Below are 12988 nucleotides of genomic sequence, written 5' to 3'. Positions count from 1 at the left end.
GGCGCCGGGCCGGTCCGCCACGGATTTACTTGGCCTCGACCTGCGCCGACTCGGCCGCCTTGCGGGTGGCCGCGGCCGCCTCGCGGCGCGCGCCCATCTCGCCCAGGGCCCGCTTGTATTCCTGCGGGAACACCTTGACGAAGCGCCCGCGCGCGGCCTCCCACTGGTCCAGCAGCTCGCGTGCGCGCAGGCTGCCGGTCCAGCGGTGGTGGGCCTGCAGCAGCGCGCGCAGCTGTTCCTCGTCGGTGCGCCCGCGGTGCCACAGCGCCTCGCCCATGGTGGCGCGCTGCTCGGCGTCCGGCAGCACGCGCTCGAGCGCCACCATGGAGGTGTTGCAGCGGCGCGCGAACTGCCCGTCGGGGTCGTACACGTAGGCCACGCCGCCGCTCATGCCGGCGGCGAAGTTGCGCCCGGTCTCTCCCAGCACGACCACGGTGCCGCCGGTCATGTACTCGCAGCCGTGGTCGCCGGTGCCCTCGACCACCGCGGTGGCGCCGGAGTTGCGCACCGCGAAGCGCTCGCCGGCCACGCCGCGGAAGAAGGCCTCGCCTTCCAGCGCGCCGTACAGCACGGTGTTGCCGACGATGATGTTCTGCGGTGCGTCGCCGCGGAACTCGATGCTCGGGCGCACCGCGATGCGCCCGCCCGACAGGCCCTTGCCGGTGTAGTCGTTGGCGTCGCCGATCAGGTACAGCGTGATGCCGCGGGCCAGGAAGGCGCCGTAGCTCTGCCCGCCGGTGCCTTCCATCTGGATGTGGATGGTGTCGTCCGGCAGCCCGTCATGTCCGTAGCGCCGCGCCACCTCCCCCGACAGCATGGCGCCGACGGTGCGGTTGACGTTGCGCACGTTGTGGATGAACTGCACCTTCTCGCCGCGTTCCAGCGCCGGGCGCGCGCGCTCGATGAGCTGGTGGTCCAGCGCCTTCTGCAGGCCGTGGTCCTGCTCGTCGACCTGGCGCACCGCCACGTCCTCGGCCAGCACGGGGCGGTGGAACACGCGCGAGAAATCCAGGCCCTGCGCCTTCCAGTGCTGGATGCCGCCGCGCATGTCGAGCAGGTCGGCGCGTCCCACCAGGTCGTCGAAGCGGCGCACGCCCAGCTGGGCCATGATGGAACGCACTTCCTCGGCGATGAAGAAGAAATAGTTGACCACGTACTCGGGCTTGCCCTGGAAACGCCGGCGCAGCTCGGGGTCCTGCGTGGCCACGCCCACCGGGCAGGTGTTGAGGTGGCACTTGCGCATCATGATGCAGCCCTCGACCACCAGCGGCGCGGTGGCGAAGCCGAACTCGTCGGCCCCCAGCAGCGCGCCGATGACCACGTCGCGCCCGGTCTTGATCTGCCCGTCCACCTGCACGCGGATGCGCCCGCGCAGGCGGTTGAGCACCAGGGTCTGCTGGGTCTCGGCCAGGCCGATCTCCCACGGCGAGCCGGCGTGCTTGATGCTGGACAGCGGCGAGGCGCCGGTGCCTCCGTCGTGCCCGGCGATCACCACGTGGTCGGCCTTGGCCTTGGCCACGCCCGCGGCCACCGTGCCCACGCCCGACTCGGACACCAGCTTGACGCTGATGGACGCGCGCGGGTTGGCGTTCTTCAGGTCGTGGATCAGCTGCGCCAGGTCCTCGATGGAATAGATGTCGTGGTGCGGAGGCGGCGAGATCAGGCCCACGCCGGGCACCGAGTAGCGCAGCATGCCGATGTACTCGGAGACCTTGCCGCCGGGCAGCTGGCCGCCCTCGCCGGGCTTGGCGCCCTGCGCCATCTTGATCTGGATCTGGTCGGCGCTGGCCAGGTACTCCGCGCTGACCCCGAAACGGCCCGAGGCCACCTGCTTGATCTTCGAGCGCAGCGAATCGCCGGCCTTCAGCGGAATGTCGCTGACCACGCGCTGCTCGCCGAGCACGCTGCCCAGCGTGGCGCCGTCGCCGATGCCGGCGTCGCCCGAGCGCATTTCCTGGCGGTAGCGCAGCGGGTCCTCGCCGCCCTCGCCGGTGTTGCTCTTGCCCCCGATGCGGTTCATGGCCACGGCCAGCGTGGCATGCGCCTCGGTGGAGATGGAGCCCAGCGACATGGCGCCGGTGGCGAAGCGCTTGACGATCTCGGTGGCCGGCTCGACCTCGTCCAGCGGGATCGCACGGGCGGGGTCCACGCGGAACTCGAACAGCCCGCGCAGCGTGAGCATGCGGCGCGACTGGTCGTTGATGATCTGCGCGTATTCCTTGTAGGTCTGGTAGTTGTTCGAGCGGGTGGAATGCTGCAGCTTGGCGATCGCGTCCGGGGTCCACATGTGCTGCTCGCCGCGGGTGCGCCAGGCGTACTCGCCGCCGGCGTCGAGCATGCCGGCCAGCAGCGGGTTGTCGCCGAAGGCGTCGCGGTGCAGGCGCAGGGCTTCCTGCGCGACCTCGAACACACCGATGCCGCCGATCTGCGACGAGGTGCCGGTGAAGTACTTGTCCACCAGGTCGGAGGACAGGCCCACCGCCTCGAAGATCTGCGCGCCGCAGTAGCTCATGTAGGTCGAGATGCCCATCTTGGACATGACCTTGAGCATTCCCTTGCCCACCGCCTTGATGTAGTTCTTGACCGCCTTGTCCGGGCCCAGCTCGGGCGGCAGCTCGCGCGCCAGGTCGACGATGGTGTCCAGCGCCAGGTAGGGGTGCACGGCCTCGGCGCCGTAGCCGGCGAGCACGGCCATGTGGTGGGTCTCGCGGGCGCTGCCGGTCTCCACCACCAACCCGGTCTGCGTGCGCAGGCCCAGCTGGATCAGGTGCTGGTGCACCGCGCTGGTGGCCAGCAGCGCGGGAATGGCCACGCGCTCGGCGCTCAGGCGCCGGTCGGTGACGATGAGGATGTTGTGCCCGCTGCGCAGCGCGTCCACCGCCTCGGCGCAGATCGACGCCAGGCGCGCCTCGATGCCCTCGTGGCCCCAGGCCACCGGGTAGCAGATGTCGATCTCGTAGCTGCGGAACTTGCCGCCGGTGTGGGCGGCGATGTTGCGCAGCTTGGCCATGTCGTCGAAGTCGAGCACGGGCTGGCTGACTTCCAGGCGCATCGGCGGGTTGACCTGGTTGATGTCCAGCAGGTTCGGGCGCGGGCCGATGAAGGACACCAGGGACATCACCATGTTCTCGCGGATCGAATCGATCGGCGGGTTGGTGACCTGCGCGAACAGCTGCTTGAAGTAGTTGTACAGGGTCTTGGGGCGGTCCGACAGCACGGCCAGCGCGGCGTCGTTGCCCATCGAGCCCACCGCCTCGTCGGCGTTGACGGCCATCGGCGCCAGCAGGAACTTCAGGTCCTCCTGGGTGTAGCCGAAGGCCTGCTGGCGGTCCAGCAGCGCGAGTTCGCCGTCGGGCTCGTCGCCGCAGTGCTCGATGTCGTCGATGCGGATGCGCAGGTTCTCGATCCACTGGCGGTAGGGACGCGCGGCGGACAGCTGCTCCTTGATCTCCTTGTCGTCGACGATGCGCCCGACCTCCATGTCGATCAGGAACATCTTGCCCGGCTGCAGGCGCCACTTCTTGACGATCTGGCTTTCCGGCACCGGCAGCACGCCGGCCTCGGAGGCCATGATCACCAGGTCGTCCGAGGTGACCACGTAGCGCGCCGGGCGCAGGCCGTTGCGGTCCAGCGTGGCGCCGATCTGGCGCCCGTCGGTGAAGGCGATGGCGGCCGGGCCGTCCCAGGGCTCCATCATCGCGGCGTGATACTCGTAGAAGGCGCGCCGGCGCTCGTCCATCAGCGCGTGCTGCTCCCACGCCTCCGGAATCATCATCATCATCGCGTGCGACAGCGGGTAGCCCGCCATCACCAGCAGTTCCAGGCAGTTGTCGAAACTGGCGGTGTCGCTCTGGCCCGCGTAGATCAGCGGCCACAGCTTGCGCAGGTCCTCGCCCAGCACCGGCGAGCTCACCGCGCCCTCGCGCGCGCGCATCCAGTTGTAGTTGCCCTTGACGGTGTTGATCTCGCCGTTGTGGGCCACCATGCGGTACGGGTGGGCCAGCGGCCACTCGGGGAAGGTGTTGGTGGAAAAGCGCTGGTGCACCAGCGCCAGCGCCGAGACCACGCGCGGATCCTGCAGGTCGCGGAAGTACTCGCCCACCTGGTCGGCCAGCAGCAGGCCCTTGTAGACCACGGTGCGCGCCGACATCGAAGGCACGAAATACTCGCGCCCGTGGCGCAGGTTCAGGCGCTGGATGGCGTGGCTGGCCACGCGGCGGATCACGAACAGCTTGCGCTCCAGCGCATCGGTGACCATGACGTCGGGACCGCGGCCGATGAAGATCTGGCGGATCACCGGTTCCTTCGCGCGCACCGTGGGCGACATGGGCATGTCGCGGTCCACCGGCACGTCGCGCCAGCCCAGCACCTGCTGCCCCTCGGCACGCACCGCGCGCTCGATTTCCTGCTCGCAGGCCAGGCGCGACGCCGATTCGCGCGGCAGGAAGATCATGCCCACGCCGTATTCGCCCGGGGGCGGCAGTTCCACGCCCTGCACGGCCATCTCGGCGCGGTAGTAGGCGTCGGGGATCTGCAGCAGGATGCCGGCGCCGTCGCCCATCAGCTTGTCGGCGCCCACCGCGCCGCGGTGGTCCAGGTTCTTCAGGATCAGCAGGCCGTTGCGCACGATGTCGTGCGACTTGTGGCCCTTGATGTGCGCCACGAAGCCCACGCCGCAGGCATCGTGCTCGCGCGCCGGGTCGTACAGGCCATGCCGGGCCAGTTCCTGGATCTCGGTTTGCTCGGGCTGCTGCTGCATGGTCTGCTCCACGACGAAAGACTCGATAACTACGAGGGGAGCATGGACTCTACTGCAATGCGGCAAGGCGGGCAAGGAAAGTTTCCTTGCTCTGTCCCTAATTAAAAGAGGCGCCCGGAATCCCCCTCAAGAATCGGGGACAGATTATTGCGGCGCCTCGGAAGCACGCGGCCGGCCGCGCGAACGCGTGCGCAGGCTGCGGCCCAGCTGCTGCTCGGCCCAGGCCACGTACGCGGCGTCGCCCAGTGCCGCCGCGGCGCGCAGCGCGCGCTCGATGGGCTCCCGATGCTGCTGTGCAGCATCGGTTTTCAGCAGGGCCGCGTAGGCGGCCTCGCGCGCATAGGGAGTGTTGCCCAGTTCCCAGTACGGCGGCACCTCCCGCAGCCAGCCGCTGGGCTGGCGCCCGGTGTGGTGCCCCAGGCTGCTCCAGCCCCAGGTCGCGGCGTCGGCGCACAGGCCCTCGGCCTGCGGCGCCAGGTCCACCGTGCACAGCGCCGGCAGCAGCCAGCCGGCCTGCTGCAGCAGCGCGCTGCGGTAGCGCCCCTGCCACAGCCCGGCGCCCTCGCCGCGCCGGCGGCTGGCGCAGCGCGCCAGGGTCTGCATGAGCGAGGACAGGCCGGCGCAATCGGCGGGGGTGAGCACCAGCCACACCGCGCTCGGCAGCAGCGCGTAGCCGTGCACCTGCACCCCGGCGCGCTGCGCGGTCTGCGCCAGGCGCTGCAGGTAGTCCTCGTAGTCGGCGGGCTCGCGGAACACCTCGGCGCTCGCGCGTTGCAGCACCAGGTGCGCCTGTCCGGGCAGGCAGAGTCGGGCTTGACGGGCCATGCCCGCATTGTGCGCCCGCCCGGGTGCGATTCAGGCTGCTTTGGGAGCTGCTTTGGGAGCTGCTTTGGGAGCTGCCCTGGGAGCTGCTTCAGGGGCTGCCCTGCGGGGCTGCTGCGCGGGTTCCGGCGCGGGATGCGCCGCCTCAGGCCGGCGCCCTCGCTTCCGCCTGCGTCCCCACGCCTTGCGCCAGCTGCTCGCGCCAGCGCAGAGCCGCCTGCGCGATCGCCTGGCCCTGGCGCACGGCCTCGGCCGGGTCGGCCGCGCCCACGACGGCGCCGACCACCGCGAATCCGTCCAGCCCGCAGTCCATCGCCGCGGCGGCGCGCTGCAGGCTGATGCCGCCGATGCCCACCAGCGGATACAGGGGCTTGCAGCGCGAGGCCAGCTCGCGCAGACGGGCCAGGCCCAGCGGCACGTGGGCTACCTGCTTGCCCGTCGTCGGCCACACCGCGCCGAGCGCCAGGTAGCTGGGGCGCAGCGCGTGGGCGCGCGCGAGCTCCGCCGGGTTGTGGGTGCTCAGGCCCAGGCGCAGCCCGGCCGAGCGCATCGATTCCACATCCCCGGGGCGCAGCTCCAGCAGATCTTCCTGGCCCAGGTGCACGCCCCAGGCCCCGGCATCCAGGGCTTCGCGCCAATGGTCGTTGATGAACAGCTGCGCGCCGCGGGCACGCGCGGCCTCGGCGGCCGTGCGCACCTGCGCGCGCAACTCGGGGCCCGCCAGGTCCTTGGCGCGCAGCTGCACCGTGTCCACGCCCAGCTCCAGCAGGCGCAGCACCCAGTCGGCATCCGGCACCACCGGGTACAGGCCCGGCGCGCGCGGCAGCGGCGCGAAGGCGCCGGCCTCGGCGGGAACCCCCGCGTACAGCGCCGGGAAATCCCCGCTGCCGGGGCGCGCCGCCGCATGGGCCATCGCGCGTCCGCCCGGCGACACCCAGGCCTGCGCGATCGCCGCGTGGGTGCGCCACTGCGCCTCCACCGCCGCCTGCACCAGGTCGGCACCCTGCGCCAGCATGCCGGCCAGCGCCGAGGCATACACGCAGCCGGTGCCGTGCACCCGGCCCCCCGGCCCCGGCGGCAGGCGCGGCACGGCCAGCGCCTGCACGCCGTCGGCCGTGCACAGCCAGTCCACGCTGCTCGCTCCCTGCGCGTGTCCGCCCTTGATCAGCACCGCGCGCGTAAGCCCGCCCTGCAGCCAGCGATCACGCAGCGCCGCCAGCCAGGCGGGCGGCGGCGCGCCCTCGCCTTCCCAGGGCTCCACGCCCAGCAGCCGGGCCGCCTCGACCCGGTTGGGGGTGATCACCGTGGCGGCGCGCGCCAGCCGGCGCAACACGTCGGGGCCGGCATCCAGCAGCGGCACGCCGCCGGCGGCGGCTCCGAGCACCGTATCCCATACCACCGGCACGTCGAGCGCCTCGCAGAAGGACGCCACCTCGGCGGCGGCTTGCGCCCCGCCCAGCATGCCCAGCTTGACCGCCGACGGCCGCAGCTCGCGCAGCGCCGCCGCCAGCGCGCCGCGCAGCACGGGCAGCGGGGTGGGCTGCAGTTCGCGCACGCCCTCGGCGTCCTGCACGGTGAGGGCCGTGCACACGCTGCTGGCGTGCAGGCCCATGGCCTGCCACACCGCCAGGTCGGTGCCGATGCCGGCGCCTCCGCTGGGGTCGTGCCCGGCGATGCTCAGCAGCGTGGCGCCCGCGCTCAAGAAGCCGCTCCGCCGCCCGCCGTGGCCGTGCGTTGCGCCTCATGCCAGAAGGGCATGCCCACCGTGGGGGTCGAGGCCTGCGCGGTGTCCCGCTCGGGCATGATGCCGCCGAGGTAGCCGTCGCGCCCGGCGCGCACCGCCGCGCCGAAGGCGCCCGCCATGCGCACCGGGTCGGCAGCCTCGGCCACCGCGGTGTTCAGCAGCACGGCGTCGAATCCGATTTCCATCACCTGCGCGGCGTGCGAGGGGCGGCCCAGCCCGGCATCGCACACCAGCACGGCGTCGGGCAGGCGCTCGCGCAGCGTGCGCAGCGCCTGCAGGTTCTGCGGCCCGCGCCCGGAGCCGATGGGCGCCGCCCACGGCATCACCGCGGCCACGCCGGCATCCAGCAGGCGCCGCGCCAGCACCAGGTCGTCGGTGGTGTAGGCGAACACCTCGAAACCCTCGGCCGCCAGCACGCCCGCCGCCTCCAGCGTGCCGAAGGGGTCGGGCTGCAAGGTGTAGTCGTCGCCGATCACCTCCAGCTTGATCCAGGGGGTGCCGAACAACTCGCGCGCCATGCGCGCCAGGTTCACCGCCTGCTGCGCGCCGTGGCAGCCGGCGGTATTGGGCAGCAGGTGCCCGCCCAGCTCGCGGATGCGCTGCCAGAAGGCGCTGCCCCCGCCACTCTCGGGCTGCAGCCGGCGCAGGCCCACGGTGAACACCTGCGCGCCCGAGGCCTGCGCGGCCTGCGCCAGCACCTGCGGGCTGGGGTAGTGCGAGGTACCCAGGAACAGGCGCGAATGCAAGGTCGCGCCGGCCACGCTCCAGGGCTCCGAACTCGCGCCGGACGCTGCGGCCGGATTGACGGACGGATGGCCGGGCGAACCGGGGTGCGGACCGGCGTGCGAACCGGCGGGCACCGCGGCGGCGGCCGCCGTGGCCAGGCCGGCGGCTGCGGCGCCGGCGCCGGGGTTCCAGGCTTCGGGGGCGGTGATTTCGGTTTCCATGACGACTCCGGGGACTGCGGATTGCAGGGAATTCCAGGCGCGGCGCGGGCGGCTCAGCCGCCCACCACGGGGGCGACGACGTCCACGCAGTCGCCGTCGGCCAGAAGCCGTGCGGCCCATTGCGCGCGGGGCACGAAACTGCCGTTGACGGCACAGGCGAATTCGCCGCGGACGGGGTCGAAGCCGCACTCGGCCAGCAGCTCGTGCAACGTGCCCGCGGCACTGCGCAGGCTCTCGCCGTTCACCGACAGCGCGAGCACGGCCGTCCCCGCGCAGGCCAGGGATTCAGGCCGCATCGCGAAACTCCTGGTCCAGCGCCGGCGGCAGGCCCAGGGCCTCGGCGATGCCCCGTTCGGCCTGCGCCACCACCGCGGGCGCGATGAGGTAGCCGTGGCGGAACAGCCCGTTGATGCGCCACACGCCCTGCGCATCCGGGGCGGCCACCGGCTGCCGGTCGGGCAGCGCGGGGCGCAGCGCGGCGGCCAGGCGCAGCACCCGCGCCTCGCCGAATTCCGGATGCAGGCTGTACAGCGCGCTGCCCAGCTCCAGCGTGGAGCGCAGGGTGATCGGCCCGGGATCCTCGCTGTCCAGTTCGGTGGCGCCGACGATGAAGCGCCCGCCGGGGCGCGGCGCCACGTACAGCGCGTAGCGGGGGTGGATCAGGCGCACCGGGCGGCGCAGCTCGACGCCGGGCGCGGCCACCGTCAGCACCTCGCCGCGCACGCCGTGCAGGCCCGGCATGTCGCCGCGCGCGCCCACGCCGCGGCAGTCCACCGCGAGCTCGAAGTCGTGGCGCGAGCCGTCGCGCGCCAGCAGCGCGTGCGGCTGCACGGACTCGATGGCGCAACGCTCGTGCCAGGCGCCCCCGCAGGCGGCCAGCGCCTGGTCCAGCGCCGCCGCCAGCGCCTCGTAAAGCTGGTCGTTGGCCAGCTGGCCTTCCTGCGGCAGGTACAGGCCCTCGGCGAAGCGCCCGGCCAGCAGCGGTTCCAGCGCGCCGATGCGCTGGGCATCGGCGGCCTGCACCGAGGCCGCGGCCTCGGCGGCGGGCAGGTGCGCGCGCAACAGCGAAGCGTAGTGCGCGAGCGAGCCGCGGTCGGGCGCGTGCGCGACCACCAGCGTGCCCTCGCGCCGGAAATACACCTCCTTGCCGGTCTGCGCGTGCAAGGCCTGCAGCCAGTTCGCCCACAGGTCCAGCGAACGGCTGCCGAGCTCGTGGATGTGCGCGTCGGCCACCGCCAGCTCGGCGGTGGGCGACAGCATGGCCGCGGCGGTCGGCCCGGCGCTGCCGCGGTCGTCGCGCGCGCCGGCGTCGAACAGGCTCACGCGCACGCCGCGGCGCAACAGGCGCCAGGCCAGCAGGCGCCCCGCCAGCCCCGCGCCCGCGATGCCGACGTGCGGCGAGGCGGACGCCGAGTTCACTGGTAGATCTCCCCGCCCGACTTGCGGAACTCCGCCGCCTTGCGCGCCAGCTCGTCGCGCAGGGCCGAGGCCTCGGTGGCCTGCCTGGACTCCGCCGCGGCCGCGTTGCGGATGTCCTGGCTGATTTTCATCGAGCAGAACTTGGGGCCGCACATGGAGCAGAAATGCGCGGTCTTGGCCGCCTGCTTGGGCAGCGTGGCGTCGTGGAAGGCGCGCGCGGTGTCGGGGTCCAGCGCGAGGCGGAACTGGTCCTCCCAGCGGAACTCGAAGCGCGCGCGGGAGATCGCGTTGTCCCACAGCTGCGCGCCCGGGTAGCCCTTGGCCAGGTCCGAGGCGTGGGCCGCGATGCGGTAGGCGATCAGCCCCTGCTTCACGTCCTCGCGGTCGGGCAGGCCCAGGTGCTCCTTCGGCGTCACGTAGCACAGCATCGCGGTGCCGGCCCAGCCGATGTTGGCGGCGCCGATGGCACTGGTGATGTGGTCGTAGCCGGGCGCGATGTCGGTGGTCAGCGGCCCCAGGGTGTAGAACGGCGCCTCGTAGCAGTGCTTGAGCTCTTCCTCGACGTTGACCGCCACCATGTGCAGGGGCACGTGGCCGGGGCCCTCGATCATCACCTGCACGTCGTGCTTCCAGGCGATCTGCGTGAGCTCGCCCAGCGTGTGCAGTTCGCTGAACTGGGCCTCGTCGTTGGCGTCGGCGATGGAGCCCGGGCGCAGGCCGTCACCCAGCGAGTAGGTGACGTCGTAGGCCTTCATGATGTCGCAGATTTCCTCGAAATGGGTGTAGAGGAAATTCTCGCGATGGTGCGCCAGGCACCACTTGGCCATGATCGAGCCGCCGCGCGACACGATGCCGGTGACCCGCGAGGCCGTCAGAGGCACGTAGCGCAGCAGCACGCCGGCATGGATGGTGAAGTAGTCCACCCCCTGCTCGGCCTGCTCCACCAGGGTGTCGCGGAACAGTTCCCAGGTGAGGTCCTCGGCGACGCCGCCGACCTTCTCCAGCGCCTGGTAGATCGGCACCGTGCCGATGGGCACCGGGCTGTTGCGCACGATCCACTCGCGGGTCTCGTGGATGTGCTTGCCGGTGGACAGGTCCATCACCGTGTCGGCGCCCCAGCGGATCGCCCACACCATCTTGTCCACCTCGTCCTCGATGTCGGACGTGACGGCCGAGTTGCCGATGTTGGCGTTGACCTTGGTGAGGAAATTGCGGCCGATGATCATCGGCTCGATCTCGGGGTGATTGATGTTGGCCGGGATCACCGCGCGGCCCGCCGCCACCTCGCTGCGCACGAACTCGGCGTCGATCGGGCGCTGCGCCTGGAACCAGCTGCCGCGGTGCTGGCCGCCGTTTTGCTGCAGGGCCTCGGGCAACTGCGCGCGCTGCAGGTTCTCGCGCAACGCGATGAATTCCATCTCGGGGGTGATGATGCCGCGCCGCGCCAGGTGCATCTGGGTGACGTTGGCGCCGGCGCGCGCGCGGCGCGGCTGCGGCGGCGACGTGAAGCGCAGCGAGGCGGTTTCCGGGTCGTTCTGGCGTGCGTGGCCGTATTCGCTGCTGGGGCCGTCCAGGCGCTGCATGTCGTCGCGCGCATCCAGCCAGGGGCCGCGCAGCGCGGGCAGGCCGGCACGCACGTCGATGGGGATCGTCGGGTCGGTGTAGGGGCCCGAGGTGTCGTACACGCGCAGCGGCGCGTTCTTCTGCAACTGGGTGACGCCGGGCGCGGTCTCCAGCAGGGTGTCCGACAACGCGATCTCGCGCCACGGCACCGGAGCGCCGGCCACCTCGTCGAGGTAGACCTTGCGCGATCCCGGGAAGGGGCTGCGGGTGATGCGGCTGGAAAGGCGCGCCGGATCGACGCTGCGGCGAACTTCGGACATGGCTGGTCTCCTGGGTGTGAGAGGCCTGCCGAAGCGCTGGGGCGACTTGGTTTCCTACGCGGGAATGACCCCGATCAGGTTCTGCGGATTCCGCCCGGGGGCAGTCTCAGCCGGCACGCTACGCGCATCCGGCACTCCGACAAGCATGGTTCAGTATAGACCTGATTCGATCTGTTGCGACGCCACCGGAACGCCGCGTCGCGAAAAACGCCCGGCGCCCGGCTCAGGGCTGCGCGCGCCTGCCCGCCTGCCCGCGCGGGTACAGGCGCTGCGCCACCACGCTGCCGGCGAGCACCGCCAGCAGCGTGCCCAGCAGCACCCCCATGCGCGCGGCATCGAAGGCGGCCGCGCCGTCGGGCCAGGCCAGGTCGGCGATGAACAGGGACATCGTGAAGCCCACCCCGCAAAAGCCCGCCAGCGCCAGCATCAGGCGCCAGCTGTAGCCCGCCGGCAGGCCGCCCGCCGCGCGCGAGGCCGCGAACACGCCGACCAGGATGCCCGCCGGCTTGCCCAGCAACAGGCCCAGCGCGACGCCCCAGGTGACGGGGCTGCGCAGCAGCTCGTACAACGAGCCGTGCAGTTCGATGCCGGCGTTGGCCAGCGCGAACAGCGGCAGCACGCCCCAGCTGACGAAGGGCGCCAGCGCGTGCTCCACGCGCCTTCCCGCACCGCCGGTGCGCTGCTGCGGCAGCAGCACGCCGGTGAGCACCCCGGCCACGGTCGGATGCACGCCCGAATGCAGCACCCACCACCACAGCAGCAGGCCCAGCAGCAGATAAGGCCAGGCTCGCAGCACGCCGAAACTGTTCAGCAGCGCCATCGCGATCACCGTGGCGACGGCCAGGCCGAGCATCGGCCCGGACAACTGCGCCGTGTAGAAGGCGGCGATGATCATCACCGCGCCCAGGTCGTCGAGCACCGCCACCGCCGTCAGGAACACCCTGGCGCGCGCCGGCAGCCCGCGCGCGAACAAGGCCATCAGGCCCAGCGCGAAGGCGATGTCGGTGGCCGCCGGTACCGCCCAGCCGGACAGGTTGCCCGGGCGCGAGGCATTGATGGCCACGAACACCAGCGCCGGCACCAGCATGCCGCCCAGCGCGGCCGCCACCGGCAGCACGCGGGCGCGGCGGTCGGCCAGCGCGCCGAACAGCCATTCACGCTTGATCTCGATGCCCACCTGCAGGAAGAACAACGCCATCAGCGCGTCGTTGATCCAGCGCAGGTTGCTCTCCGCCAGATGCACGGGCCCCAGCGAGAAGCCCCAGCGGGCATCCAGCAGCGCGTGCCAGGACGCGGCCAGCGCGCTGTTGCTGAGCACCATGCCCAGCAGCGCCGCGGCGGCCAGCACCACGCCGGCGCGCGCGCCGGCGTCCACCGGGCCGTCAGCGCTGCCTGCCTGGCTCATGCGGCGCTT

At 72.1% G+C, this 12988-nt stretch carries 8 protein-coding genes and 1 riboswitch; all 8 genes read right to left on the bottom strand.

Annotated elements, in window-relative coordinates:
- Window positions 1-25: 25 nt before the first annotated feature.
- Window positions 26-4759 carry a glutamate synthase-related protein gene (locus D466_RS21115; RefSeq protein WP_051083715.1) on the bottom strand — a complete coding sequence of 1578 codons (4734 nt, stop codon included), beginning with the start codon at window positions 4757-4759 and terminating at the stop codon, window positions 26-28.
- Window positions 4760-4903: 144 nt separating this feature from the next.
- Window positions 4904-5584: a hypothetical protein gene (locus D466_RS0108200; protein WP_018913233.1), complete on the bottom strand. Its 681-nt coding sequence runs from the start codon at window positions 5582-5584 to the stop codon at window positions 4904-4906.
- A gap of 142 nt (window positions 5585-5726) precedes the next feature.
- The gene (locus tag D466_RS21110; protein ID WP_018913232.1) at window positions 5727-7283 is read right to left on the bottom strand and encodes a bifunctional hydroxymethylpyrimidine kinase/phosphomethylpyrimidine kinase; all 1557 of its coding nucleotides are present in this window, start codon (window positions 7281-7283) and stop codon (window positions 5727-5729) included.
- Window positions 7280-8272 (bottom strand): thiazole synthase, encoded by a 993-nt coding sequence (locus D466_RS21105; RefSeq protein ID WP_018913231.1) that lies wholly within the window; start codon window positions 8270-8272, stop codon window positions 7280-7282. The genes D466_RS21110 and D466_RS21105 overlap by 4 nt, the downstream gene beginning before the upstream one ends.
- 53 nt (window positions 8273-8325) lie before the next feature.
- Window positions 8326-8568, bottom strand: a complete 243-nt coding sequence (gene thiS, locus D466_RS0108185) for a sulfur carrier protein ThiS (RefSeq protein ID WP_018913230.1) — start codon at window positions 8566-8568, stop codon at window positions 8326-8328.
- Window positions 8558-9691, bottom strand: coding sequence for an FAD-binding oxidoreductase (locus D466_RS21100; RefSeq protein ID WP_018913229.1), 1134 nt, complete (start codon window positions 9689-9691; stop codon window positions 8558-8560). Before D466_RS21100 ends, thiS begins: the two co-directional genes overlap by 11 nt.
- Window positions 9688-11574 (bottom strand): phosphomethylpyrimidine synthase ThiC, encoded by a 1887-nt coding sequence (thiC, locus tag D466_RS0108175; protein WP_018913228.1) that lies wholly within the window; start codon window positions 11572-11574, stop codon window positions 9688-9690. The genes D466_RS21100 and thiC overlap by 4 nt, the downstream gene beginning before the upstream one ends.
- 33 nt (window positions 11575-11607) lie before the next feature.
- A riboswitch (TPP riboswitch) is annotated at window positions 11608-11723 on the bottom strand.
- Between the two features lie 74 nt (window positions 11724-11797).
- Entirely contained in the window at window positions 11798-12979 is a 1182-nt protein-coding gene (gene nhaA / locus D466_RS0108170; RefSeq protein ID WP_018913227.1) for a Na+/H+ antiporter NhaA, read from the bottom strand.
- Window positions 12980-12988: the final 9 nt, after the last annotated feature.

Source organism: Thiomonas sp. FB-6 (assembly GCF_000377645.1).
Taxonomy (GTDB): Bacteria; Pseudomonadota; Gammaproteobacteria; order Burkholderiales; family Burkholderiaceae_C; genus Thiomonas_A.
Note: the sequence above shows the minus strand (reverse complement) of the source record. Positions and strands in the feature narration are given on the sequence as shown.